Origin of the sequence: Marichromatium sp. AB31, assembly GCF_003718685.1 — a bacterium.
GTDB classification, from domain to species: Bacteria; Pseudomonadota; Gammaproteobacteria; order Chromatiales; family Chromatiaceae; genus Marichromatium; species Marichromatium gracile.
The window spans coordinates 21,795-46,663 of record NZ_RHFI01000009.1; the positions used below are offsets into that span (position 1 = coordinate 21,795).

19 protein-coding genes are annotated in these 24,869 nt (G+C 69.8%); 12 read left to right on the forward strand and 7 right to left on the reverse strand.

Features of this window, described 5'->3' with window-relative positions; all coding sequences use genetic code 11:
- Window positions 1-464 precede the first annotated feature (464 nt).
- Together alr and EBL84_RS08575 are read left to right on the forward strand one after the other, a co-directional pair.
- Window positions 465-1,538: an alanine racemase gene (alr, locus tag EBL84_RS08570; RefSeq protein WP_123140444.1), complete on the forward strand. Its 1,074-nt coding sequence runs from the start codon at window positions 465-467 to the stop codon at window positions 1,536-1,538.
- Between the two features lie 126 nt (window positions 1,539-1,664).
- A complete protein-coding gene (locus EBL84_RS08575; protein ID WP_123140445.1) occupies window positions 1,665-1,847 on the forward strand; it encodes a PA3496 family putative envelope integrity protein in 183 nt (60 codons plus the stop codon).
- Between the two features lie 87 nt (window positions 1,848-1,934).
- Here EBL84_RS08575 and EBL84_RS08580 read toward each other — a convergent pair whose 3' ends face one another.
- The 4 genes from EBL84_RS08580 to EBL84_RS08595 form a co-directional block, all read right to left on the reverse strand.
- Window positions 1,935-5,402 (reverse strand): mechanosensitive ion channel domain-containing protein, encoded by a 3,468-nt coding sequence (locus EBL84_RS08580; RefSeq protein WP_223806980.1) that lies wholly within the window; start codon window positions 5,400-5,402, stop codon window positions 1,935-1,937.
- Between the two features lie 123 nt (window positions 5,403-5,525).
- Complete coding sequence (gene argA / locus EBL84_RS08585) at window positions 5,526-6,848, reverse strand: amino-acid N-acetyltransferase (protein WP_123140447.1); 1,323 nt, start codon at window positions 6,846-6,848, stop codon at window positions 5,526-5,528.
- A gap of 38 nt (window positions 6,849-6,886) precedes the next feature.
- Window positions 6,887-8,233: a sigma-54 dependent transcriptional regulator gene (locus EBL84_RS08590; protein WP_274606711.1), complete on the reverse strand. Its 1,347-nt coding sequence runs from the start codon at window positions 8,231-8,233 to the stop codon at window positions 6,887-6,889.
- A 355-nt stretch (window positions 8,234-8,588) separates the two neighbouring features.
- Window positions 8,589-10,208, reverse strand: a complete 1,620-nt coding sequence (locus EBL84_RS08595) for a PAS domain-containing sensor histidine kinase (protein WP_123140448.1) — start codon at window positions 10,206-10,208, stop codon at window positions 8,589-8,591.
- Between the two features lie 195 nt (window positions 10,209-10,403).
- Here EBL84_RS08595 and sucC point away from each other — a divergent pair, with 195 nt between their 5' ends.
- The 4 genes from sucC to EBL84_RS08615 all read left to right on the forward strand — a co-directional run bounded on the left by sucC (window position 10,404) and on the right by EBL84_RS08615 (window position 14,551).
- The gene (sucC, locus tag EBL84_RS08600) at window positions 10,404-11,588 is read left to right on the forward strand and encodes an ADP-forming succinate--CoA ligase subunit beta (protein WP_123140449.1); all 1,185 of its coding nucleotides are present in this window, start codon (window positions 10,404-10,406) and stop codon (window positions 11,586-11,588) included.
- Window positions 11,585-12,451, forward strand: a complete 867-nt coding sequence (gene sucD / locus EBL84_RS08605; protein WP_123140450.1) for a succinate--CoA ligase subunit alpha — start codon at window positions 11,585-11,587, stop codon at window positions 12,449-12,451. Before sucC ends, sucD begins: the two co-directional genes overlap by 4 nt.
- A 19-nt stretch (window positions 12,452-12,470) precedes the next feature.
- Entirely contained in the window at window positions 12,471-14,099 is a 1,629-nt protein-coding gene (locus tag EBL84_RS08610) for an NAD+ synthase (protein WP_223805994.1), read from the forward strand.
- 113 nt (window positions 14,100-14,212) lie between these two features.
- Window positions 14,213-14,551: a P-II family nitrogen regulator gene (locus tag EBL84_RS08615; protein WP_062276421.1), complete on the forward strand. Its 339-nt coding sequence runs from the start codon at window positions 14,213-14,215 to the stop codon at window positions 14,549-14,551.
- A 99-nt stretch (window positions 14,552-14,650) separates the two neighbouring features.
- Here EBL84_RS08615 and EBL84_RS08620 read toward each other — a convergent pair whose 3' ends face one another.
- Entirely contained in the window at window positions 14,651-15,478 is an 828-nt protein-coding gene (locus tag EBL84_RS08620) for an outer membrane protein assembly factor BamD (protein WP_123140452.1), read from the reverse strand.
- 96 nt (window positions 15,479-15,574) lie between these two features.
- Here EBL84_RS08620 and rluD point away from each other — a divergent pair, with 96 nt between their 5' ends.
- The 6 genes from rluD (at window position 15,575) to gshA (ending at window position 22,338) form a co-directional block, all read left to right on the forward strand.
- Window positions 15,575-16,558, forward strand: a complete 984-nt coding sequence (gene rluD / locus EBL84_RS08625; protein ID WP_123140526.1) for a 23S rRNA pseudouridine(1911/1915/1917) synthase RluD — start codon at window positions 15,575-15,577, stop codon at window positions 16,556-16,558.
- Window positions 16,539-17,303, forward strand: a complete 765-nt coding sequence (gene pgeF / locus EBL84_RS08630; RefSeq protein WP_123140453.1) for a peptidoglycan editing factor PgeF — start codon at window positions 16,539-16,541, stop codon at window positions 17,301-17,303. Before rluD ends, pgeF begins: the two co-directional genes overlap by 20 nt.
- Window positions 17,296-17,817 carry a glycine cleavage system protein R gene (locus EBL84_RS08635; RefSeq protein ID WP_123140454.1) on the forward strand — a complete coding sequence of 174 codons (522 nt, stop codon included), beginning with the start codon at window positions 17,296-17,298 and terminating at the stop codon, window positions 17,815-17,817. The genes pgeF and EBL84_RS08635 overlap by 8 nt, the downstream gene beginning before the upstream one ends.
- A gap of 3 nt (window positions 17,818-17,820) precedes the next feature.
- Window positions 17,821-18,348: a peptide deformylase gene (gene def, locus EBL84_RS08640; protein ID WP_123140455.1), complete on the forward strand. Its 528-nt coding sequence runs from the start codon at window positions 17,821-17,823 to the stop codon at window positions 18,346-18,348.
- A gap of 217 nt (window positions 18,349-18,565) precedes the next feature.
- A complete protein-coding gene (locus tag EBL84_RS08645; protein WP_123140456.1) occupies window positions 18,566-20,668 on the forward strand; it encodes a carboxy terminal-processing peptidase in 2,103 nt (700 codons plus the stop codon).
- Window positions 20,669-20,739: 71 nt separating this feature from the next.
- Window positions 20,740-22,338, forward strand: a complete 1,599-nt coding sequence (gshA, locus tag EBL84_RS08650) for a glutamate--cysteine ligase (protein ID WP_123140457.1) — start codon at window positions 20,740-20,742, stop codon at window positions 22,336-22,338.
- A 45-nt stretch (window positions 22,339-22,383) separates the two neighbouring features.
- Here gshA and EBL84_RS08655 read toward each other — a convergent pair whose 3' ends face one another.
- The gene (locus tag EBL84_RS08655; RefSeq protein ID WP_123140458.1) at window positions 22,384-23,007 is read right to left on the reverse strand and encodes a hypothetical protein; all 624 of its coding nucleotides are present in this window, start codon (window positions 23,005-23,007) and stop codon (window positions 22,384-22,386) included.
- 416 nt (window positions 23,008-23,423) lie between these two features.
- Window positions 23,424-24,821 carry a Si-specific NAD(P)(+) transhydrogenase gene (gene sthA / locus EBL84_RS08660; protein ID WP_062276403.1) on the reverse strand — a complete coding sequence of 466 codons (1,398 nt, stop codon included), beginning with the start codon at window positions 24,819-24,821 and terminating at the stop codon, window positions 23,424-23,426.
- Window positions 24,822-24,869 lie beyond the last annotated feature (48 nt).

Here is a 24,869-nt window from a genome sequence, read left to right on the forward strand (position 1 = left end):
GGAGAGAAGGCGACAGGGTGAGTCGCCACCAAACGTAGGGTGGGCAAAGCGCAGCGTGCCCACCGCAGGCGGTGACCAGGGTGATGAGTCGGGTTGCCCGGCGACCTCTGGCGCGGGCCTGACGAGCCGTCACTGTTGGGTGGCCCGTCCGGGTGGCTTGGCGGTCTACCGGTGGCGCCGAGGGTGGACGGATCACCCAACCTACACGGCAGATTCGAATCCCCCTGCCCCCTTTCGCCAAAGGGGGAGACCGCTGGCGGCCAGCCGATACGTCTCTTGCTTCGCGTCCTTGGCGTCTTGGCGGTTCAATCTGCCGACCGCCGTCATGCGATGAGGGTCTCCGGCGTCGGCATGGCTGCGCCGGGCCCGCTGCGCTTTGCCCGGCCTACGGCTGGCGGCTGATAGCTGATAGCTGCCGGCTCGTTGTATCTTGGATCGCCTTGCAACCCAGGAGATGTTTCCAGATGTCACGTCCGGCTCGCGCCCGTATCGATCTCGCGGCGATACGCCACAACTATCTGCACGCCAAGTCCTGCGCGCCCGCGGCGCGGGCGTGGGCGGTGGTCAAGGCCGATGCCTACGGGCACGGCGCGGTGGCGGTGGCGCGGGCGCTGGCGCCGGTGGCCGACGGGTTCGCGGTGGCCTTCCTGGAGGAGGCGCTGGAGCTGCGCGAGTCGGGCGTCGAGGGGCCGATCCTGCTGCTCGAGGGGGTGTTCGCGCCGGATGAACTGGCGGCGGTCGATCGCGCCGGGCTGGACATGGTGGTGCACGCCGAGTACCAGCTCGAGTGGATCGCGGCGGCCCGTCCCGAGCGCCCCTTCGGCTGCTGGCTCAAGGTCGACTCGGGGATGCACCGGGTGGGGTTCGCGCCGCCGGATGTCGCCGCGGCGCTGGCGCGGTTGCGTGCGTGCCCTCAGGTCGGGCGGCTACGCGCGATCAGCCATCTGGCGCGCGCCGACGAGCCGGGCGAGCCCTATAGCGCGCGTCAGCTCGCCGCCTTCGACGGCGCGGTCGCCGGTGTCGTGCCGGCGAGCCTGGCCAACTCGGCGGCGGTGCTCGATCTACCGGCGGCGCATCGCGACTGGGTGCGCCCGGGGATCATGCTCTACGGCGTCTCACCCTTCGACACGGCCCATCCCAATGCCGCCGCGCTGCGCCCGGCGATGACCCTGGAGTCGGCGCTGATCGCCATCCGCACGCTGCCCGCCGGGGAGCCGGTCGGCTACGGCGGGCGCTTCGTCTGCCGTCGTCCGAGCCGCATCGGGGTGGTGGCGATCGGGTATGCCGACGGCTATCCGCGCCATGCGCCGGACGGGGTGGCGGTGATGGTGCGCGGGCGGCGCGCGCCGCTCGCCGGACGGGTGTCGATGGACATGATCACGGTCGATCTCACCGACCTCCCCGAGGCCGTCGTCGGCGATCGCGTCGAGCTGTGGGGGGCGCGGGTCGACGCCGGCGCGCTGGCCCGCGCGAGCGACACCATCGCCTATCAGTTGTTCACCAATCTCAAGCGGGTGCGGGTCGAACATCAGCGGTGATGCGCCGTCGCGGCCGTCGATCGCCAACGTTGATCCTGACGATCAAAAAAATTCTCTTTCTGAGCGCGAGACTTTGGAGTAGATAGCCGCCTGTGGTTTGCACTGTAATCCAGAGGTAACGGAGAGATGTTGGAGACCGACGGCGGTTATGGCGACGAGGTGCTCGACCGCGCCCCTCACCTGATGAACCAGAACGAAGACGCCTATGGCGGCGACGTCCTGGCGGCGCGCCGGCGCATCGAGCAGATGCGCGAACTCAAGCGGCTGCGCGACCTGCTGGAGGATCCGGACTTCGACGAGCAGATCTGACGCCCTCGCCCCGGGCCTCCTGCGCCCGGGGTCCGTTCGCTCGGGCGGCGGCAGCGCCGCCGCCACCGCACGCCATCCCCTCTCCCCTCAGTCCGTCTCCGCCGTCTTCAGCGGTACGTCCCCCGAGCCGAGTTGCGCCCGCGCGGCGCGATGCAGCCGCACCTCGAGCGGCGCGTCGGCCGAGAGATGCACGTCGCGCTGCGGGAAGGCGATCTCGATCCCGGCCTCGTTGAAGCGGTCGTAGATCGTCTGGTGCAGCTCGGTGATGATCGCGATGCGCCCGTCGAGCGAGTCGAGATAGCAGCGCATCACCAGGGTCAGGGCGTTGTCGCCGAAGCCCTCGAAGCTGAGCAGCGGCGCCGGGTCGTCGAGCACCTTCTCGTGCTGCTCGGCGACCTGGGTGAGGATCTCCAGCGCCCGGCGGGTGTCGCTGCCGTAGGCGATGCCGACCGGGATGGTCACGCGGTTCTGCTGGTCGGTGAGCGACCAGTTGAGCAGCCGTCCGGTGATGAACTCCTTGTTCGGCACCAGCAGCTCCTGCTTGTCCCAGTTGCGGATGGTGGTGGCGCGGATCTGGATGTTGGTCACCACCCCGGTGGTGTCGCCGATGGTGACGATGTCGCCGACCCGTACCGGACGCTCGAAGAGGATGATCAGGCCGCTGATGAAGTTGGCCACGATCTCCTGCAGACCGAAACCGATGCCGACGCTGAGCGCGGCCACCAGCCACTGCACCTGCGACCAGCTCAGACCCAGGGTGGAGAAGGCGAGGAGGAAGGCCACGGCGGTGATGGTGTAGCTCGCCAGGGTCTTGATCGCGTAGCGGCCGCCGGCCGAGACCGCCTCGCTCTGCAACAGCAGGAACTCGATCAGCGCCGGCAGGTTCTTGGCCGCCACGGTGGCGACGAAGATGATCACGAACACCAGTCCGACATCGGCGGCGGTGACCGGGACGAGCTGGGTGACGCCCTCGACCGTGCCCTCGTAGTGCCACAGCGCGAAGCGTTCGAGCATCGAGAAGGCGGGCAGCACGTCCGACCAGGTGATCCACAGCCCGACCACCGCGGCGAAGAAGATCGAGGCGTTGATCAGCCGCCGGGTCTGCTCGTCCATCGCCGCCAGGTCGGGCTCGGACTCCTCGAGCTGTACCACCTCGGTCGGGGTGCTCGGCTCGTTGCTCTGGGCGCGACGCGCGGCCTGGCGTTCGAGTGCGGCCTGTAGCGCGAGGCGGCGGCGGGTGACGATCAGCCAGCGCACGATGGTCTGGTGGACCACCAGCAGGGTGAGCACCAGCCAGGTCTGGGCCACCAGCGAGCGGAACAGCATCCCGGCGGTGTAGACGTAACCGGCCAGCGCCAGCCCGGCAAGGGCCAGCGGCGCGCCCACCACGAAGGGGAACCAGATGTGGCGCAGTCGGTTGAGCCAGCCCTCGGGACGCTCGGCGATGATCCCCTTGAACAGCCCCTTGGCGGGGTTGAGCAGGTGCCAGAAGAAGGCGGTGAAGCCGAGCATGCAGGCGACCAGGGTGAGCCGCATCAGTTCGCCGGTGTCGACCGGGTTGTTGTTCTCGTAGGCGGCGACGGCCACCAGCGAGACCGGCACGATATAGCCCGAGAACCAGTCGATGGCGTGACGGATGCGCGCCAGGGTGGCGGTGCTCCAGCGGAAGTGGCGATCGGCCACGCCGCCGGTGATGCACAGCCCGCGGAAGGCGAGCAGGAAGTAGAGCCCGCCGGCGACCTCGGTGAGCGCGCTGGCGAAGGCGCGGGTGAACGGCGTGGCCTCGGTCGAGGCCTGTAGCTGCATGCCGAGCAGGGCCATCAGCAGGGGCGCGGGGAGCGCCATCAGCAGGGTCAGGGCGATCGCCTTGACGGTGTGCTGGATGCCGTCGGTGCGCACCCGGCGCAGCGGCTCGGCGGTGGCGCGGATGGCACGGCGCAGCGCCGTCAGGCGCCACAGCAGCGCGGCGACCACGAGCAGCCCGGCCCAGAAGCTCCAGGCGTGTTGCAGCCGCTCGAGCAGGGTCGCCGCAACCGCCTCCCAGGCCCCCTCCCAGGACAGCAGCCAGAGGGTCGCCGCCGGCAGCGAGGTGAGCGTCTCGGTGCCGATCGGGGGCGCGCTGCGCACCCACAGCAGGCGCTCGGCGAGGAAGTCGTCATAGGTCTCGGCGATGCTCACCACCTGATCGGTGACATAGTTGAGATCGGCGAGCTGGCGGACATAGTCGTCCTCGATGTCGAGGCTCTGCGCGATCAGCCGACGGCGCTGTTCGAGCACCTCGTCGAGCTGCTCGCGTACCAGCGCGCGCTCGTCCCGGGGGACGTCGAGGGTGAGTTCGTCGAGATAGCGGTCGCGGTCGCGCAGCCGGCGCTTCTCCTCGCGGTAGCGGATCTGGCGCAGCGTGGCCTCGGCGATTGCGTCCTCGCGCGTGGCGATGTCCTTGCGGTACTGACGCAGGTCGGGCAGCTGGGTGCGACGATCGAGCAACACCTGGCCGAGCGCGCGGCTCAGTCCGGCGGCCTCGATACGCTGCTGGGCGCCGCGGAAGTCCTCCTCGATGCGCTTGCGCTCGCTCTCGATCCTCGCCTGACGTTCGTTGAGGGCCTCGAGTTGCTTGGCGATCTGTGCCAGCGAGGCGCTGATCTCGGCATTGGTCTGGGTCTCGCGCTGCACCAGCGGGTGCTTGTCGGCGGCCTCGCGCTGGGCCTGCTCGGAGGCGCGCTGGGCGGCCTCGGCCTCGGCGTTGCGCCGCTGGTTCTGCAGCTCCTCGAGCGCGCGCTGATAGGTCTTGAGCCGTTTCAGCCGCAGCGCGGCGAGATCGCGCCTGACCTGATAGAGCGCGATGCGCGCGGGCTGGCTGAGCAGCTCCTGTTCGAGCATCTGCGCCTCCGACCACAACGCCTGACGGCGCGCCTGGTGCGCCCAGCGCTGGGCCTGGACGAAATCGCCCGATTGCCCGTTGAGCTCGCCGGTGTCGACGCTCGGCGGGTCGCCGAGCTGGTCGAGCGCCTGCTTGACCTCGGTCATGCGCGCGCGCGCCGCCGCCGGGCGGTTCTCGGTGGCCTGGGTCAGTTTCTCCAGCTCGCCGAGCCGCGTCTCCTCGACGGCGACGTCGGCCAGCGCCTTGTTCAGGCGCTGGGCGATGGCCTCGCTGGTGAGGTCGTCCGGGATCACCTCCTCGGGCGTGGTGGTGGCGGCGCGGGCGGCCTCGAGTTCGCGCTCCTGTGCCCTGCGCTGGCGTGGCGCGGTCTCCAGCGAGCGGGCGAACTCCTCGGCCTTGAGATCGAAGTTGCGCGTGTCCTCGAGACTGGCGCGCGTGCGGCGATAGAGTTCGAGCAGGGTGGTCTTGGCGCTCTCGTCGAGCGCGGTCGAGTTCTCGACCTCGGTGGCGCGGGCCTCGACCTGGGCCAGGGTGGGTAGATTGGCGGTGGTCTCGGTCCCGGTGTCGGCGCCTGCCGACGGCACCACGAGCAGGGCGAGCAGCAGCCACGGCAGCAGGTTGAGCCAGGGGAATCGGGGATGGCGGGGGCAGGAGTCGGACAGCACGTCTGGCACCAGATCTGGGTTGGCGGGCGAAGGGCGTTCGGCACCCGTCGGGCGACGGGGCGTTCGGCGGTTCTGTAATCGATCAGGGGAGGGGAGACGGGGCTCCCGTCCGATTTCGTTGCGCGGGGCGGGTCAGAGCCGCTTGATGAAGACCTTGGAGTTGCGCTGAAAATTGTAAAGCGCCTGCCGGGCCATGGGAAGCGCCTCCAGCCCGGCCGGGGCGAAGCCGCGCTCCTGGAACCAATGCGCGGTCTGGGTGGTGAGCACGAACAGCCGCGCGATCCCCTGCGCGCGCGCCAGTCGCTCCATGTATTCGAGCAGCCGGTCGCCGCGTCCGCCGGCGCGGTACTGGGTGTGCACCGCGACGCAGGCGAGCTCGGCCATGGCCTCGTCGGCATAGGGGTAGAGCGCGGCGCAGGCGGTGATCAGGCCGTCGCGCTCGGCGACCACGAAACGGTCGATCTCGGTCTCGAGGCGCTCGCGCGAGCGCCGCACCAGGATGCCGCGCTCCTCGAGCGGGCGCAGCAGTTCGAGGATGCCGGCGACGTCGTCGATGCGCGCCGCGCGCAGCTCCTCGAACGGCTCGGCCGAGACCAGGGTGCCGCTGCCGTCGCGGGTGAACAGCTCGCGCAGCAGTGCGCCGTCGCCGCTGCGCCCGACCAGATGGACACGCGGGATGCCGTGACGACAGGCCTCGGCGCTGGCGCGCAGACACTTGCCCAGGCCCTCGGGCAGCGGCGTGGCGGCGTCGAGCAGGGCGTCGACCTCGCCGGTGAGCAGGGTCGGAGGGAGGGCCGCGGTACGCACCTCCTCGTCCTCGAGCAGGAACACCAGCTTGTCGGCCTGCAGCGCCTCGGCGGTGCTGCGGGCGACATCGGCGGCGCTGAGGTTGAACACCTCGCCGGTGGGCGAGTAGCCGAGCGGCGGCATCAACGCCACCGCGCCCTGATCGAGCAGTGCGCGCAGGGTGTGGCGGTCGACCCGGCGCACCGTGCCGGTATGGCCGTAGTCGACGCCGTCGAGCACCCCGAACGGTCGCGCGGTGACGAAGTTGCCCGAGACCACCGGGATGCGCACCCCGGCCATCGGTGAGTTGGCCAGTCCCAGCGAGAGCAGCGCCTCGATCTCCACCCGCACCACCCCGGCGGCCTCCTTGACGCAGGCCAGTGCGGTGTCGTCGGTGACGCGCAGCCCGTTGACATAGCGCATCCGCGCGCCGCGCTCGGACAGCCGCGCCTCGATCTGCGGGCGTGCGCCGTGTACCAGTACCAGACGGATGCCGAGCCCGTGGAGCATGGCGATGTCGTGTACCAGATCGGGGAAGCGGGCGTCGGTGAGCGCCTCGCCGCCGATGGCGATGACGAAGGTCTTGCCGCGGTGGGCGTGGATATAGGGGGTGACCTGACGGACCCAGTCGACGAAGGGGTCGCGTGGGCGGTTGGATGAGGCGGGCAAGCGCAGGGTCCTCGGGTGTGGTGCCGTGGGGCGACGGGTTATTCGATGCCGAGTCGGCTGAGCCGATAGTGCAGCGAGCGCTGCGACATGCCCAGGCGACGCGCGGCGGCGGCATGATCCCAGTGCGCCGGCTCGGCGGGCGCGGGGTGCGGTGCGGCGACGTCGGGCGCGGCGTCGTGGTGTGTCGGGGCGGGGTCGGGGAGGTAGAGATCGTCGATCTCGATCTGGCTGTGCTCGCACAGCGCGGTGGCGCGCTCGAGGATGTTCTCGAGTTCGCGCACGTTACCCGGGAAGGGGTGACGGGCGAGCGCGGTCAGCGCCTCGGGGGCGAGCCGCAGCGGTCCGTCGGCGCCGCTCTTCTCGGCGATGCGCGCGAGCAGCCAGTCGGCCAGCGCGGGGATGTCCCCGCGCCGCTCGCGCAGCGGCGGCATGCGCAGCTCGATGACGTTGATGCGGTAGAAGAGGTCCTGGCGGAAGCGCCCGCGTTCGACCTCGGCATTGAGATCGCGGTGGCTGGCGCTGATCAGGCGCACGTCGACCGGCAGCTCGCGCTGGGTGCCGACCGGGCGCACCGCCTTCTCCTGGATCGCGCGCAGCAGCTTGACCTGGGTCTGCAGCGGCAGCTCGGCGACCTCGTCGAGGAACAGGGTGCCGCCCTCGGCGGCCTGGAACAGCCCCTGCTTGTCGCTGCTGGCGCCGGTGAAGCTGCCCTTCTTGTGGCCGAACAGCTCGCTCTCGACCAGATCGTGGGGGATGGCGCCGCAGTTGAGCGCGACGAAGGGACCGTCGCGTCGCGGCCCCTGGGCGTGGATCAGCCGCGCGGCCAGCTCCTTGCCGGTGCCGCTCTCGCCGGTGACGAACACCGGCGCCTGGCTGCGCGCGAGCTTGGCGATGAGCTGGCGGATATGGTCCATCGCCGGCGAGGCGCCGAGTAGCTGGGGTGCGGCGGAGTCGCCGCCGGGTTCGCTACCGGCGCGGTGGCTGAGCTTGAGCGCGGCAGCGACGAGTTGACGCAGCCGCTGCAGTTCCACCGGCTTGGAGACGAAGTCGAAGGCGCCCGCCTTCATCGCCTCGATCGCCGAGTCCATGTTGCCGTAGGCGGTGATCATCGCCACCGGCAGCTCCGGGTGGTGCGCGGCGATGTGACGGATCAGCTCGATACCGCTGCCGTCGGGCAGCTTCATGTCGGTCAGACAGAGGTCGAAGGGCTGTTCGACGAGGCGCGCGCGCGCCTCGACCAGACTGGTCGCGGTCACCGCGCGGATCTCCATCCGCGCGAGGGTGATCCGCAGCAGTTCGAGGATGTCGGTCTCGTCGTCGACGACGAGCGCCTGGGCCTTGTCGGTCGGCATCGGGTCGGTCTGGGTCCGTCGGTGGTAGGGCATGCGCTGCATCAAGGATAGCGCGGAGCGTCGACCGGTCGCCAGCGATCAGCGGCCAGAGAGATGAACCGCGAAGAGATGAACCGCAATGGCGCGAAGAGCGCGAAGACGGAGAAAAGGTTTTCAGCCGCCAGCCTCCAGCTTTCAGTCGCCAGTGGATAAGGTTGGCGTCCATGATGGCGGCAGTGGCCGATGTCTTGCGGCGACGGTGGGAGGAAGAACGCCCACTGGAGGCTGACAGCTGGTAGCTGATCGCTTTTCCCTTCGCGTTCTTCGCGGCTTTGCGGTTCAATCCGCTGGCGGCTGGCGGCTGGCGGCTGGCGGCTGGCGGCTGGCGGCTGGCGGCTGGCCGCTGGGTTCAATCCGCCCGGTCCTCGTCGGTCATGGTCGCGAACAGCAGGCGGAAGCGACAGCCGCTGGGGCGGTTGGGCAGCAGCGCGAGGGTCATGGCGTTGCTCTCGGCCAGCTCGCGGGCGATGTAGAGCCCGAGCCCGGTGCCGCTGTGGCGGGTGGTGAAGAAGGGGTCGAATATGGCGTCGGCGACCTCGGGGGCGATCCCCGGTCCCTGGTCGATCACCTCCAGCAACGGGCGACGGGTGTGGTGGTCGCGGTCGAGCACCAGGGTCACCGGGCCGTCGCCGCCGTGAACCAGGGCGTTCTCGCACAGGTTGGCGAGGATCTGGTGGAGGTGTCTGGGATCGGCCACGACCGTGCCGGGATCGCGTTCGAGGTGCAGGTGCAGCCGGCGCGGGCCGAGTTGGCGGGTCTCGGTCAACTCGTCGACGAAGCCGCGCAACCAGTCGTAGAGTTCGAGCGTCTGGCGCTGCATGCGGTCGCGCCGCGAGAGCTCGAGCACGCTGCTGACGATCTCGTCGATACGTGCGCTGTTGCGGTGGACGATGGCGAGCAACTGCTGCTCGTCGCCCGCGAGCCCGGGGGCCTCGGCGCACAGCTCGGCGGCGTGGGAGATCGCGCTCAGCGGGTTGCGGATGTTGTGGGCGATGCTCGCGGTGAGGGTGCCGAGCGCGGCGAGCTTGATCCGCTGCGCCTCGGCGGTGGCCTCGCGGTCGTCGCGCAGATAGAGGATCACGCCGCTGGCGCGGTGCGCGCCGAGCAGCTTGACGCTGACCCGCAGCGCGCGCCCGTGATGGCTGACCACCGCCTGACGGTGCGCGCCGGGCTGGACCAGACGTTCGAGTTCGGTGGCCAGCGCGGTGCTGACCGCGCCGAGGGCGACGCCGGGGGCGTGGCGGTCGTGGGCGATGCCGAGCAGCTCGCGGGTGGCCTGGTTCATCAGTCGCAGCCGCCGCTCGCCGTCGGCCACCAGGATGCCGGTGGCCATGTTCTGGATGATGAACTCGTTGAGCTTGGAGAGGTCGTCGAGGTCGACCTGACGCCGTGCCGCCAGCGCCTCGGCGGTGCGTGCGCGGTGATAGAGCATCTGTGAGATCAGCGCCACGGCGAAGAAGAGGATGCCGAGCAGCCCGGCCTGGGTGAAGGCCGGCGCCTGTCCCTGCAGTGCCTGATAGCCCTGCTGGGCGATCACCGCGATGGTGGCCAGCGCGGCGAACAGCAGCGTCAGCCGTCCCTCCATGGTCAGCGCCCCGGCGGCCACCGTCACCGTCAGCAGGATGCCGAGGCCGCTGGCCACCCCGCCGGCGGCGTGCATCAGCAGGGTGAAGACGACGATGTCGACGAGGATGGCGAGATAGACCTGCTGCTTGCGCGCCGGCCACTGACCGTAGAGACTCAGCCCACTGAGCAGTACCAGCAGGGTGTAGACCAGGAGCACCGACCAGGCCAGCTCGGTGTCGGCGCTGGCGAGCAGCGGATCGACCGCGTTGGGCGAGAACACCAGGGTCAGCCCGACGACCAGCAGCAGCCGGATCAGCAGCAGCCAGCGCAGCGCCCCCCAGGTGGGATAGGATGCCGGGTCGAGGGGGGCGGTGCTGGCGTGGGACGAGGCGTGCTTGGGCATCGGGATGCTGTCGGGAGGCGGGCGGCGTTTTGCCAAAGCCGCTGGAATTAGACCAGAATTGTCGCGTTGCGACCATGGTAGGCATGATGGCGCGCCGCGTTCGGCGGCGTCCGCCACCATCGGTTGCGCCCCCTTGTCATCGCGGCGCCCCGGGGCGGGCGGCGTCTTCTGTCATCAGCGTGACGACGAGTTTCGATGAATCTACACGAATACCAAGCGAAGCGGCTCTTGCGGGAGCGCGCAATCCCGGTGCCCGACGGCGGCGAGGCGCGGACCGTGCAGGAGGCGCGCGCCGTCTGCGAGCGTCTCGGCGGCGCGCGCTGGGCGGTCAAGGCGCAGATCCACGCCGGTGCCCGAGGCAAGGCCGGGGGGGTGGTGCTGTGCGACGACCCCGAGGCGGTCGCGCGCGAGGCGCAGCGGCTGCTCGGCAGCCGTCTGGTCACCGCGCAGACCGGTCCGCACGGACTGCCGGTCGAGACCCTGCTGATCGAGCGTCCGACGGCGATCGCCCGCGAACTCTATCTCGGGGTGCTGGTCGATCGCGCCAGCGAGCGGGTGGTGTTCATGGCCAGCGCCGCCGGCGGGGTCGATATCGAGGCGGTGGCCGCGGCCACCCCCGAGCGCATCCTCCGGCTCGCAGTCCACCCGGCCACCGGGTTGCGGCCCTATCATGCGCGCCGACTCGGCTACGGGCTGGGGCTCGAGCGTGACCAGATCGCCGCGCTCGGTCGGCTGCTCGCCGCGCTCTACACCCTGGCCATCGATCATGACGCCACCCTGATCGAGATGAACCCGCTGGTGGTCACCGAGGACGGTGAGCTGGTCGCGCTCGATGCCAAGATCGAACTCGACGAGAACGCGCTCTATCGTCACTCCGCGCTCACCGCGCTGCGCGACCCCGGGCAGGAGGACGATCGCGAGGCCGCCGCGCGCGCTCACGCGCTCAACTACATCAGCCTCGAGGGCAACATCGGCTGCATGGTCAACGGTGCCGGGCTGGCGATGGCGACCATGGACCTGGTCAAGCTCCACGGCGGCGCCCCGGCCAACTTTCTCGATGTCGGTGGTGGCGCCACCGCCGAGCGGGTGGCCGAGGCGTTCAAGCTGATCCTGTCCGACCCCAAGGTCGAGGCGGTGCTGGTCAACATCTTCGGCGGTATCGTGCGCTGTGACCTGATCGCCGAGGGCATCATGCAGGCGGTGCGCGAGGTCCAGGTCGCCGTCCCGGTGGTGGTGCGCCTGGAGGGGACCAACGCCGCGCAGGGGCGGGCGCTGCTCGCCGCCAGTGGGCTGGCGCTGGAGCCGGCGAGCAGTCTCAACGATGCGGCGGCCCGGGTGGTCGCCTTGGCGGGCGGTGCCCGCGAGGAGCAGGGGCGATGAGCGTACTGATCGATGCCGACACCCGGGTGATCTGCCAGGGGTTCACCGGTCGTCAGGGCACCTTCCACAGCGAACAGGCGATCGCCTACGGCACCAACCTGGTCGGTGGCGTGACCCCGGGCAAGGGCGGGCAGCGTCATCTCGACCGCCCGGTGTTCGACACCGTCCACGAGGCGGTGGCCGCCACCGGTGCCGATGCGAGCATGATCTATGTGCCCGCGCCCTTCGCCGCCGATGCCATCCTCGAGGCCGCCGACGCCGGCATCCGGGTGATCGTGTGCATCACCGAGGGCATCCCGGTACACGACATGCTGCGGGTCAAGACCGTGCTCGCCGGCACCGGGGCCTGTCTGATCGGCCCCAACTGTCCCGGGGTGATCACCCCGGAGGCATGCAAGATCGGTATCATGCCCGGCGACATCCACAGCCGTGGCCGGGTCGGCATCGTCTCGCGCTCGGGCACCCTCACCTACGAGGCGGTGTGGCAGACCACCCAGGTCGGGCTCGGTCAGAGCACCTGCATCGGCATCGGCGGCGACCCCATCCACGGCCTCGACTTCGTCGACTGTCTGGCGCTGTTCGAGGACGATCCGGAGACCGAGGGCGTGATCCTGGTCGGCGAGATCGGCGGCGGTGCCGAGGAGGCCGCCGCGCGCTTCATCGAGCAGCGCATGAGCAAGCCGGTGGTGGCCTACATCGCCGGGGTCACCGCCCCCCCGGGCAAGCGCATGGGCCATGCCGGAGCGATCGTCACCGGCGGGCAGGGCACCGCCGAGGGCAAGTTCGCCGCGCTCGAGACCGCCGGGGTGGCGGTGGTGCGCTCACCGGCGCTGATGGGCGCGCGTATCGCCGAGCTGATCTGAACCCGTGATGAATGAATCGATGAACGCATCGCAGCCGACGAGCCGGGTCCGGATCGTCCAGTTCAACCCACTGGTCGGCGACATCGCCGGCAATGCCGAACAGGTGATCGCGGCGCTCGCCGCCGCTCGCGCCGAGGGCATCGACCTGGTGGTCTTCCCCGAGCTGGCGCTCACCGGCTACCCGCCCGAGGATCTGCTGCTGCGCCCGGAGTGCGCCGAGCGGGTCGAGGCGGCGCTGGCGCGCATCCGTGCCGCGAGCGCCGGCATCACCCTGGTGCTCGGTTACCCGCGCACCGCCGTCGGCGGTCTGTTCAACGTCGCCGGGGTGATCCGCGACGGCGAGACGGTCGCCGAGTACGCCAAACAGGCGCTGCCCAACTACGGCGTGTTCGACGAGAAGCGCTATTTCCAGCCCGGCACCCTGGCCGGGGTGTTCGAGCACCGCGGGCTGTGCGTCGGGTTGAGCGTCTGCGAGGACATCTGGCAGGAGGCGCCGACCCGTCAGGCGGTCGAGGCCGGCGCCCAGCTGCTGGTCAATATCAATGCCTCGCCCTTCCATGCCGGCAAGCGCGCCGAACGCGAGGCGCTGGTGGCGCGCCGCGCGCGCGAGCACGGGGTGACGATCCTCTATGCCAACCTGGTCGGCGGCCAGGACGAGCTGGTGTTCGATGGCGCCTCCTTCGCCGTCGACGCCACGGGCAGGCAGGTGGCGCGCGCGCCCTGTTTCGACGAGGCGGCGCTCGACCTGGTGCTCGATGCCGCCGGCGCGCCCGCTGCGGCCCGTGCCGATGTGCCCCGGCCGCAACCGCTCGATGACGAGGCGGCGATCTACCGCGCGCTGGTGCTCGGGGTGCGCGACTATGTGCGCAAGAACGGCTTCACGGGGGCGGTGCTCGGACTCTCGGGCGGAATCGACTCGGCACTGACCCTGGCGATCGCGGTCGATGCGCTCGGCGCCGATCGGGTCGAGGCGGTGCTGATGCCCTCGCGCTATACCGCCGACATCAGCAACGAGGATGCCTTCGAGGAGGCGCGCCGGCTCGGGGTCCAGGCCTATCAGCTCCCCATCGGTCCGGCCTTCGACACCTTTCTCGGGATGCTCGAGCCGGTCTTCGCCGGCGCCCCCGCCGATGTCACCGAGGAGAACCTCCAGGCGCGCTGTCGCGGCGTGCTGCTGATGGCGATCAGCAACAAGCGCGGCTCGATCCTGCTCACCACCGGCAACAAGAGCGAGATGGCGGTCGGCTACGCCACCCTCTACGGCGACATGGCCGGCGGTTTCGCGCCGATCAAGGACGTGCCCAAGCAGCTCGTCTATCGTCTCGCCCGCTATCGCAACCGCGAGGTCGAGGTGATCCCGGAACGGGTGATCACCCGTCCCCCCTCGGCCGAGCTGCGCCCGGATCAGACCGATCAGGACAGCCTGCCGCCCTACGACCGGCTCGACGAGATCCTGCGCCGCTATATCGAGTGCGACGAGGGCGTCGCGGCGATCGTCGCCGCCGGTTATGCGCGCGAGGAGGTCGAGCGCGTCGCGCGCCTGGTCGATCGCAGCGAGTACAAGCGCCGTCAGGCCCCGCCCGGGGTGCGCATCTCCGCGCGCGCCTTCGGTCGCGATCGGCGCTACCCCATCACCAGCGGTTTCTGAACCCCGATGCGAACGCCTGCGAGCCCCGCGCCGCGCCCGGGGCTCGCTGTCTTTTGCCCGGACGCAAACGTATACTCACGGCCAGGCCGTGATCCAAACTCTGGAGAGATTGCATGAAAAAGGTCGAAGCGATCATCAAGCCCTTCAAGCTCGACGACGTCCGCGAGGCGCTGTCGGCGGCCGGCATCACCGGCATGACCGCCATCGAGGTCAAGGGCTTCGGGCGTCAGAAGGGACATACCGAACTCTATCGTGGCGCCGAGTACGTGGTCGATTTCCTGCCCAAGGTGAAGATCGAGCTGATCGTCGGCGACGATCAGGTCGAGGACTGCATCAACGCCATCATGACCGCCGCGCGCACCGGCAAGATCGGTGATGGCAAGATCTTCGTCTCCGACGTGCAGCGGGTGGTGCGTATCCGCACCGGCGAGGAGGACGAGGCGGCGATCTAGCCGGTTTGCCGAGGGGCGCCCGCCGCGCCCCTGCACACCGTCGGGGGTTACGGCCGATCGCTGACGCTGTGTGAGGGGAGGGCGTCCCGAGGGGCGGGCTCAGTTCTCGTCGAGGCTGAGATAGTCCCAGACCTTGCGCGCGAGACTGATGTCCTCGGGCTTGGGCGTGTCGTCGATGAAGCGTCCGGCCTCGCGGTTGACCTCGAGCACCCGACGCGCGTCGGCGGCGAGCGCCTCCTTGCCGAGCGCCTCGTAGGCGTCGATCATCACCTCCAGGGCACCCTCCACCGCGCTGGTGCGCTGGAAGCGCTGGATGACGTATTCGGCGCGGTTGGCCGCCGCCAGATAGGCACCCCGCTTCATGTAGTAGCGCGCGACGTTGACCTCGTGCTTGGCGAGGTTGTTGCGCAGATAGAGCATGCGCTGACGGGCATCGGCGGCGTAGCGGCTCTGCGGGAAGCGCTCGACGAGGATGGCGAAGTCCTCGAAGGCGTCGAGCGCCGAGCCGGGGTCACGCTGCGACGGATCGGTGGGGATATAGCGGTCGAGGAAGCCGACGCTGCGGTTGTAGTTGACGATGCCCTTGAGGTAGTAGGCATAGTCGACGAAGGGGTTCTGCGGGTAGAGCTTGATGAAGCGATCGGCCGCAGCCAGCGCCGCTTCCGGTTCGTCGGCGCGATAATTGGCGTAGGCCGCATCGAGCTGGGCCTGCATGGCGTAGCGCCCGAACGGGTAGCGCGCCTCGAGTTTTTCGTAGTATTCGATCGCCCGTGTGTAGTTGCCCGCGTCGAGTTCGGCGGCGGCCTCGGCGTAGAGCTTGGACGCACCCCAGTTCGCGGTCTGGTCGATCTCCTCGCCGAACACGCCGCAGCCGGTGAGCAGCGCGACGAGCAGCAGCGCGGGAAGTCGTGTTAACGTTCTTGGCATGTCCGTGGAATACCTGTTCGAAAATCATCCCAGTATACGCGAAGGCGTCCACGCCAGCGCCCCCCTTTGCCGTCCCCGGCGCCGGGCGGTGTGCGCGTGAACGTCGGAGTCGCACACCAACGCATCGAGCGTGATCTGGTGCTCGGTCCCGGCCACGCCGGACGCCGCCTCGACCAGGTGCTCGCCGAGCTGCTGCCGGAGTTCTCGCGCAGCCGCCTGCAGCAATGGATCGAGTCCGGCGAGCTTGTGGTCGACGACCAGCGTCGGCGTCCGCGCGACAAGGTCTGGGGCGGCGAGCGCATCCGGCTCGCCGCCACCCTGGCGCTCGACGAGCGCTGTGTGGCGCAGCCGATCGCGCTCGACATCGTCCACGAGGACGACGCCCTGCTGGTGGTCAACAAGCCCGCCGGGCTGGTCGTCCACCCCGCCGCCGGCAACCCCGACGGCACCCTGCAGAACGCGCTGCTGCACCACGATCCGGGGCTGGCGGCGCTGCCGCGCGCCGGGATCGTCCACCGTCTCGACAAGGACACCTCGGGGCTGTTGGTGGTGGCCAAGACGCTCGCCGCCCATCGCTCGCTGGTCGAGCAGCTGCGGCTGCGCGAGGTCCATCGCGAGTATCGCGCCCTGGTGATCGGCGAGTGTGTCGCCGGCGCTCGGGTCGAGGCCCCGGTGGGGCGCCACCCCACCCAGCGCACGCGCATGGCGGTGGTCGCCGGCGGGCGTCCGGCGGTGAGCCACTACCGGGTGCTCGAACGCTTCCCCGGCCACACCCTGCTCGCCGTCGAGCTCGAGACCGGGCGCACCCACCAGATCCGCGTGCACATGTCGCACCTGCGTTATCCCCTGGTCGGCGACCGTCTCTATGGCGGTCGCCCGCGCCCGCCGCGCGGCTGCAGCGTGGCGCTGCGCGAGGCGCTGCAGCGCTTTCCGCGCCAGGCGTTGCACGCCATCCGGCTCGGGTTGCGCCATCCCGAGGACGGGCGCGAGCTGCACTGGGAGGTGGCGATGGCCGCTGATCTGGAGGCGCTGCTCGCGCAGCTGCGCGAGGAGAGCGAGGATGACGCCGATCCGACCTGACTGGCCCGCCCCGGCGCGGGTGCGTGCGTTCTCGACCACCCGCGCCGGTGGCCTCAGCGAAGCCCCCTACGCCGGGCTCAATCTCGCCACCCATGTCGGTGACGATCCGGCGCGGGTGGCGCGCAACCGCGCCCTGTTGCGCGACCAGGCCGGGTTGCCCGAGGAGCCGCTGTGGCTCGAACAGGTCCACGGCTGTGTCGTCGCCGACGACACCGCCGCGCCCGGCTGCCGGGCCGATGCGGCGGTGAGCCTGCGCCCGGGACGGGTCTGCGCGGTGCTCACCGCCGACTGTCTGCCGTTGCTGCTGTGCGATCGTGAGGGCACCCGGGTGGCGGCGGTGCATGCCGGTTGGCGCGGTCTGGCCGACGGGGTGATCGAGCGTGCGGTCGCGGCGCTGGCGATTGCGCCCTCGCGGCTGCTCGCCTGGCTGGGACCGGCGATCGGCCCGGACGCCTTCGAGGTCGGCCCCGAGGTACGCGAGCGCTTCGTCGACCTCGATCGGGCCGCCGCCGACGCCTTCCGCCGGGGACGCGACGACCGCTGGTTGGCCGACCTGTTCGTGCTTGCCCGTCAACGATTGGTGGGCGCCGGAGTCACGGCGGTTTACGGCGGCGATCTGTGCACCCATATCGATCCCCAACGATTCTTTTCTTACCGGCGCGACGGTGTCACCGGTCGGCAGGCGAGCCTGATCTGGCTCGATCCGACCGCCGCCGCGTCCACTGGAGACCCTGAACATGTCTGATTGGATGATGCTGACCCTGGTCGGTGCCGACCGCCCCGGGATCGTCTCGCGCGTCACCCGCGCGCTCTGCGGTGTCGGCTGCAACCTCGGCGAGGCCTCGATGCTGCGTCTCGGCGGCAACTTCACCATCATGATGATGGTCGCCACCGAGCAGCCCGAGTCGGCGCTGCGCGCGGCGCTTGCGCCGGTGGCCGATGAACTCGGGCTGCGCCTGCACATCGATACCGTCAACGGCGAGCTGCACCAGCACCTGCTGCCCAACGTCCAGGTGCGGGTGAGCGGGGCCGATCGTACCGGCATCGTCGCCGACGTCACCGAGGCGTTGGCCGCCGAGGGCTTCCACATCCTCGAGCTGGAGTCGGACGTCGCCGGCGACAGCGCCAGCCCGCTCTACATCATGAACATCCAGGGTCACAGCGAGCGGCCCGTGGAGAGGCTGGTCGAGGCGCTCGCCGGACTGGATGCGCGCGGCGTCTCGGTCGACGTCGCCGCCATCGACCTGATGATCGGCTGAACGATGGCGATACTCGACATACTGAAACTCCCGGACCCGCGGCTCAAGCAGGTCTCGACCCCGGTCGAGCACTTCGACGCCGCGCTGCGCGACTTCGTCGCCGATCTCGAGGAGACCCGTCAGGACGGCCCCGCCGCCGTCGGCATCGCCGCGCCCCAGGTGGGGCGCTTCGAACGCATCGTGATCGTCGACTGCTCGTCGCGACCCAAGACCCCGAATCACGGCAACCTGGTGCTGGTCAACCCCGAGATCGTCCACTGGGAAGGCTACGAGATGGGCCGCGAGGGCTGTCTGTCGGTACCCGACTACACCGGCAACGTGATCCGCGCCACCCAGATCCGGCTGCGTGCCCAGGACCCCGAGGGCGCGGTCCACGAGTACGAGATGGAGGGCTACGAGGCGCGCGCGGTGCAGCACGAGATCGACCATCTCGACGGCATGCTGTTCGTCGACCGGGTGGTGAGCCGACGCACCGATCTGTACCAGCGCAAGACCTACGCCAAGAAGAAGAAATCCAAGCCGGCGGCCTGAGCGCGTCGGTGGCGATCACGGGGGCGCGCCGGCGGCGACGTTGCGCCGGCGCGTTGAAGCCCTCGATAATCGGCCTTAATTCGACCCCATGGGACGGGGTGTCGGGAGCTGTCCGCGCGGCTCTCGTCGTCGCTGCCGCACCTCCCCGGCGCGGCGCGTCACCCCTCCGCCAACCGTCAGCCCCCGCCAGGCGGGGGTCAGAACACGAGTACCGCTCATGAGACCGCGTCCCCTCCGGTATCCCTTCCTCATCGCCTTGCTGCTGACCGCGGGGCTGGCCGTCGCCTCGCCGCGACCGGTGGCGCTCGCCGACCTCTATCCGGTCCCCGAGCAGACCAAGTCGGCGGTGGTCATCAACAAGGTGCTCGAGCGTTACCACTATCGCAAGCTCTCGCTCGATCCGGCCTTCGCCCAGGCGGTGCTGGCGAACTATCTCGACGCCCTCGATCCGAGCAAGTCCTTCTTCCTCGCCCGCGACGTGAGTCGCTTCGAGGACGGCGGCCGTCGGCTCGATGAGCGACTGCGCCGCGGTGAACTCGACACCGCCTTCGACGTCTTCCGGCTCTATCGCATGCGCGTCGACGACCGCGTCGACTACGCGTTGCGGCTGCTGCAGGGCGAATTCGACTTCACTCGCGACGAACACTACGCCCTCGAGCCGCCCGAGGACGCCTGGGCCGAGGACGGCGCCGAGCTCGACGAGCGCTGGCGCAAGCGGGTGAAGAACGACTTCCTGGTGCTGCGCCTGGCCGATCGCGACGACGCCGATATCCGCGAGCGGCTGCGCAAACGCTACGAGGGGTTGGCGCGGCGCATCGAGCAGTTCGACCGCGACGACGTCTTCCAGGCCTTCATGAACGCCTACACCCTGGCGCTGGAGCCGCACACCAGCTACATGTCGCCGAGCACCTCGGAGAACTTCGACATCAGCATGAAGCTCTCGCTCGAGGGCATCGGTGCGGTGCTGCGCGCCGACAACGAGTACACCGTGGTGCAGAGTACGGTCCCCGGCGGCCCGGCGCGCGAGTCGGGTCAGGTGCACAGCGGCGATCAGATCGTCGGCGTCGGCCAGGGGCTCGACGGGGCCTTCGAGGATGTCGTCGGCTGGCGTCTCGAGGACGTGGTGGAGAAGATCCGCGGCCCCAAGGGCTCGGTGGTGCGGTTGCAGCTGCTCTCCAAGGGCGCCGGGGTGAGCGCGCGGGCGCGCGAGGTCGCGCTGGTGCGCAACGAGATCAAGCTCGAGGACCAGGCGGCCAAGAGCTATGTCATCGACGATCTCGCGGCCACCCCGGGGGTGCGCGTCGGGGTGATCGAGATCCCCGCCTTCTATCGCGACTTCCAGGCCGAGGGCGAGGGCCGCCGCGACTTCCGCAGCACCACCCGTGATGTGCGCGCGCTGATCGACGAGCTGGTGATGCAGGGCGTCAGCGGTCTGCTGATCGATCTGCGCACCAACGGCGGCGGCTCGCTGGCCGAGGCCACCGCACTCACCGGGCTGTTCATCGACACCGGGCCGGTGGTGCAGGTCAAGGACGCCTTCGGTCGCGTCGAGGTCGAGTCCGATCCCGAGTCCGGGGTGCTCTACACCGGCCCCCTGGCGGTGCTGGTCGATCGTGACAGCGCCTCGGCCTCGGAGATCTTCGCCGCGGCCATCCAGGACTACGGTCGCGGCTGGGTGATCGGCGAGCCGACCTTCGGCAAGGGCACGGTGCAGACCCTGATCGATCTCAACCGCTATGTCCCCGGCGAGCAGGCCGATCTCGGTCGACTGCGCCTGACCATGGCCGAGTTCTTCCGCATCAGCGGCGGCAGCACCCAGCTGCGCGGGGTCGAGCCGGATATCCGCTTCCCCACCGCCGATACCGTCATCGACCACGGCGAGCGTGCGCTCGACAACCCGCTGCCGTGGACGCGGATCTCGCCCGCGGACTACCGTCATCTCGACATGGCCGGCGGGGTCGAGACCCTGGTGCGCAAGTCGCAGGGGCGCATCGCCGACGATCTCGGTTTCCGCATGCTCACCGAGCGCGGCAAGCTGTTGCGCGAGATGGAGGAGCGCACCCAGGTCTCGCTCAACGAGGCGCAGCGGCGCGCCGAGGACGAGCGCTTGGAGTCGGCTTTCAAGGGGCATCAGGACCGTTTCCTGCGCGCCCAGGGCATCACCCCGGTCGACGAGGACGCGGACCCGATCGATGAGGAGGCGCTCGAGGCCCAGCGCGAGGCGATCTCGCGCATCCAGGTCGAGGAGGCCGCGCGCATCCTCGCCGACGGCATCCTGCTCGGCCGTCATGCCCAGCCGCGCGCGGCGATGACCAACTGACGCCGCAGCACCTCCTGGCCGGACGCCGACGGCGTCCGGCCGATTCCTCGCAAGACTCAAGGACACCCCCTTTGAACGACCCCCGATCGATCTACGCGCGCCGTGTCGAGCGACTCGCCGGCGCCACCGTCCCGCTGTTCGCCGGCAACCGCGTCGGACTGGAGAAGGAGGGGTTGCGCGTCTCCGCCGGTGGCCAGCTTGCCGCCACCCCGCACCCGGCAGCGCTCGGTGCCGCGCTCACCCATCCCTACATCACCACCGACTTCTCCGAGGCGCTGCTCGAGCTGATCACCCCGGCGCTGGCCAGCGCGGAGGAGGCGCTCGGCTTCCTCGCCGACCTCCACGCCCATGTCCACCAGCATCTCGACGACGAACTGCTGTGGGCGACCAGCATGCCCTGCGTGCTCGAGGGCGGCCGCCGCATCCCGCTGGCGCGCTACGGCTGCTCCAACGCCGCGCGGATGAAGACCGTCTATCGGCGTGGGCTCGGTAACCGCTACGGGCGCACCATGCAGGTGATCGCCGGGATCCACTACAACTTCTCCTTCGGCGAGGGGTTCTGGGACCGACTCCAGGCGATCGAGGGCGAGCGCGGCGACCCGCGCGCCTTTCGCGATCGCATGCAGATGGGGATGCTGCGCAACCTGCAGCGCATCGGCTGGCTGGTGCCCTATCTGTTCGGCGCCTCGCCGGCGATCTGCGCGAGCTTCGTGCAGGGTCAGGAGACCGACCTCGAGTACTTCGACGACACCACCCTCTACTATCCGCATGCCACCTCGCTGCGGATGGGCGATATCGGCTATCAGAACCAGCAGGAGGAGGGCACCGGCATCAAGGCGAGCTACGACAGCCTCGCCGAGTATGTACGCACCCTCACCTGGGCGATCGAGACCCCCTGTCCCGAGTATCAGCGCATCGGCGTCAAGGTCGGTGATCGCTACGAGCAGCTCAACGCCAACGTGCTGCAGATCGAGAACGAGTACTACAGCACGGTACGCCCCAAGCAGCTCACCGAGTGGATGGAGCGCCCGACCCTGGCGCTCGCCCGTCGCGGTATCCGCTATGTCGAGCTGCGTTCGCCCGACATCGATGTGTTCGAGCCGACCGGGACGAGCCTCGCCCAGCTCCACTTCATGGAGCTGCTGATGCTCCACTGCGTGCTCGCCGAGAGCCCGCTGATCGATGCCGCCGAGCGCCGCGCGATCGACACCAACCTGGTGCTCACCGCGCACCGCGGGCGCGAGCCGGGACTGACCCTGGTGCGCGCCGGGCGCGAGACGCGACTGCGTGACTGGGCCGAGGAGCTGCTCGATCGCTTCGCCGCGCTCGCGCTCCTGCTCGACGGCGGCGAGGACGGACCGCGCGCGGCGAGCCTGCGCGCGCAGCGCGAGAAGGTGGCCGATGCCGATGCCACGCCCTCGGCGCGGGTGCTCGCCGAGATGCGCGCCCACGGCGAGGGCTTCTTCGCCTTCGCCCAGCGGATGTCGAACGCGCATCGCGCGTATTTTCAGCAGCGGCGGCCGAGCGCCGCGCATCAGGCACTGTTCGAGCGTTTGGCGCGCGACTCGCACCAGCAGCAGCGGGCGCTCGAAGCGGGAGAGGAGGAGAGTTTCGACGACTTCCTGGCGCGCTATTTCGCCCAGGGTCGGGAGGAGGGAAGGTCGAGCTGACCCCTGGCCGCGTCGGGACGCGACCAGGGACGGGAGGAGTGCCGGTCAGTCCGCGGGCTGGGCGTCCTGCGGCGCCTGTGCGCCTGCCGCGGGTGCGGCGGGGTACATCGGCGCACGCTGAGGATAGGCGGGCATCATCGCCTGGATCGCGGCACGGCGCGCCTCCATCGCCTCGCGCACCTTGGTGCGGTAGGTCTCGATCGCCTGACGACGGGCCTCGATGTCGGCGTCGCGCGCGGGCATCTCGGGGCGCTGGCCGTAGGCCGGCGGGCTCGGGTACTGATCGAAGGCCGGCGGCTCGGGCAGGTCGGCCATGCCGGGGATCTCGGGCATGCCCGGCATCTCCGGCATACCGGGCATTTCGGGCATCTCCGGGTATTCGCCGAAGGCGGGCATCGCCGGCGGCTCGGGCATGTCGGCGAAGCCCGGGGGCTGCTGCGGCATGGCGAAGGCGCCCGCCTGTTGCTCCATGAAGCGGCGCTGTGCCTCCATCGCCTGCTCGATCGCCCGGGCCTGGCGCTCGGCGAAGGCCTGCTGCTGCTCGGCCAGCGCCTGCTGCTGTTGCGGGGTCATGGGCGCCGGGTAGTAGGGCGCGCCGTACCAGGCGTTGGCGGCGTTGGCGGTGGCCCCGAGGACGAGGATGGAGGCTGCTGTGACGAGTCTGGACATTGAACACACCTTTGGTTGCGAAGATTGAGTCGAGTCGATCGCGGGGAGGCCGTGCCCTCGGCCAGTGGCCGGCGCGGGGTGTCCCCCGGACACCACAGGCTCGGCAAGCGCAATCGTCGTGGGCACGCTGCTCGGCGCGCATCCTCGGGACTGGCTCGGACATCCCTGTCGTGTCGATCTTCTTGTGCGTGCGTCGCGCCGGATCCGGGTCAGCGGCTTGACGCCTGCGCTCGCGGGGCGCGTGGCGATCCGCGCCCTCGGTCGTCTCTTGCCGTCTGCGCACCGCGCCCGGCGGACGGGGCGGCGAGTTCCGGATCAGGTGTTGATTATATAAGCGTTTGCTAAACTATCAAGCATCCCCGACATCCGTGACACACCCCCTTGTGGCGGCCCGTCGCGGCCTCCTCGGCCCGCGCTCAGAACAGCCGATTGAGTCCGTTGAGCGCGGCGACGCGATAGGCCTCGGCCATGGTCGGGTAGTTGAAGGTGGTCTCGGTGAAGTAGCGGATGTTGTTGGCCGAGCCCTGCTGCGACATGATCGCCTGTCCGATATGGACGATCTCGGCGGCCTGCTCGCCGAAACAGTGGATGCCGAGGATCTCCAGCGTCTCGCGATGGAACAGCAGCTTGAGCATGCCCACGGTGTGCCCGGTGATCTGGGCGCGGGCGATGCTCTTGAAGTCGGCCTGGGCGACCTCGTAGGGGATCTGCGCGGCGGTCAGCTCACGCTCGGTGCGACCCACCGAGCTGATCTCGGGGACGGTGTAGATGCCGGTGGGGAACTCGTCGATCAGCGACCAGCCGCACTCGCCATCGGCGATGTGGGCGCCGACGAAGCGACCCTGGTCGTAGCTGGCGCTGGCCAGTGCCGGTGGCCCGGCGACGTCGCCGACGGCATAGATATGCTCCAGCGCGGTCTGGTAACTGGCGTTGACCTCGAGCTGGCCGCGGCTGTTGGGCGCCAGGCCGATCTCCTCGAGCCCCATGTCCTGGGTGTTGCCGGTGCGCCCGTTGGCCCACAGCAGATAGTCGGTCTTGAACTTCTTGCCCGAGCGGCAGTGCAGCACCACACCGTCGGCCTCCGGCTCGACGCGCTCGTAGACCTCGTCGTGACGGATCACCACGCCCTGCTGGCGCAGGTGATAGCTCAGCGCGTCGGTGATCTCGTCGTCGAGGAAGGAGAGCAGGCGGTCGCGGGTGTTGACCAGGTTCACCTTGACGTCGAGCGCGCCCATGATCGAGGCGTACTCACAACCGATGACACCGGCCCCGTAGATCGTCAGCGAGCGCGGTGTCTGCTGCAGCCCGAGCACCGAGTCGCTGTCGAGCACCCGGGGGTGGGAGAAGTCGAGGTCGGGCGGATGATAGGGGCGCGAGCCGGTGGCGATGACGAAGTGCTTGGCGCGCAGTCGTTCACTCGGTCCACGGGCGCGGCGGACCTCGATCAGGTCGGGCTCGAGGAACACCGCGCGGCCGAACACCACCTCGACGCGGTTGCGCTGATAGTAGCGGAAACGGGTGCGCACCTGGTCGTCGATGGCGCTGTCGGCGGCGCGCAGCAGGTCGGGGAACTCGACCTCGATCTGGTGTTGGGTGTGCTGGAACAGCGGGTTACGGCGATAGTCGGCGAGCATCTGGATGGAGTGGCGCAGCGCCTTGCTGGGGATGGTGCCCCAGTGGGTGCAGCCACCGCCGACACGGTTGTGCGCCTCGACCACGGCGATGCGCTGACCGGTCTTGGCCAGCTTCATGGCCGCGCCCTCGCCGCCGGGACCGGCCCCGATGACGATGGTGTCGAACTCGCGCGTGGTCATATGCAGGCTCCGGCTGTGTCGTCTTGCAGGGTGCTACAGGGTAGCACA

What these genes read in the sequence shown, in the direction of transcription:
- sthA (WP_062276403.1), bottom strand. Translation starts at nt 24,821, where the DNA reads ATGACCACGCGCGAGTTCGACACCATCGTCATCGGGGCCGGTCCCGGC.
- sucD (WP_123140450.1), top strand. Translation starts at nt 11,585, where the DNA reads ATGAGCGTACTGATCGATGCCGACACCCGGGTGATCTGCCAGGGGTTC.
- EBL84_RS08610 (WP_223805994.1), top strand. Translation starts at nt 12,471, where the DNA reads ATGAACGCATCGCAGCCGACGAGCCGGGTCCGGATCGTCCAGTTCAAC.
- EBL84_RS08595 (WP_123140448.1), bottom strand. Translation starts at nt 10,208, where the DNA reads ATGCCCAAGCACGCCTCGTCCCACGCCAGCACCGCCCCCCTCGACCCG.
- EBL84_RS08645 (WP_123140456.1), top strand. Translation starts at nt 18,566, where the DNA reads ATGAGACCGCGTCCCCTCCGGTATCCCTTCCTCATCGCCTTGCTGCTG.
- def (WP_123140455.1), top strand. Translation starts at nt 17,821, where the DNA reads ATGGCGATACTCGACATACTGAAACTCCCGGACCCGCGGCTCAAGCAG.
- pgeF (WP_123140453.1), top strand. Translation starts at nt 16,539, where the DNA reads ATGACGCCGATCCGACCTGACTGGCCCGCCCCGGCGCGGGTGCGTGCG.
- EBL84_RS08615 (WP_062276421.1), top strand. Translation starts at nt 14,213, where the DNA reads ATGAAAAAGGTCGAAGCGATCATCAAGCCCTTCAAGCTCGACGACGTC.
- EBL84_RS08575 (WP_123140445.1), top strand. Translation starts at nt 1,665, where the DNA reads ATGTTGGAGACCGACGGCGGTTATGGCGACGAGGTGCTCGACCGCGCC.
- alr (WP_123140444.1), top strand. Translation starts at nt 465, where the DNA reads ATGTCACGTCCGGCTCGCGCCCGTATCGATCTCGCGGCGATACGCCAC.
- EBL84_RS08590 (WP_274606711.1), bottom strand. Translation starts at nt 8,233, where the DNA reads ATGCCCTACCACCGACGGACCCAGACCGACCCGATGCCGACCGACAAG.
- EBL84_RS08620 (WP_123140452.1), bottom strand. Translation starts at nt 15,478, where the DNA reads ATGCCAAGAACGTTAACACGACTTCCCGCGCTGCTGCTCGTCGCGCTG.
- EBL84_RS08635 (WP_123140454.1), top strand. Translation starts at nt 17,296, where the DNA reads ATGTCTGATTGGATGATGCTGACCCTGGTCGGTGCCGACCGCCCCGGG.
- sucC (WP_123140449.1), top strand. Translation starts at nt 10,404, where the DNA reads ATGAATCTACACGAATACCAAGCGAAGCGGCTCTTGCGGGAGCGCGCA.
- EBL84_RS08655 (WP_123140458.1), bottom strand. Translation starts at nt 23,007, where the DNA reads ATGTCCAGACTCGTCACAGCAGCCTCCATCCTCGTCCTCGGGGCCACC.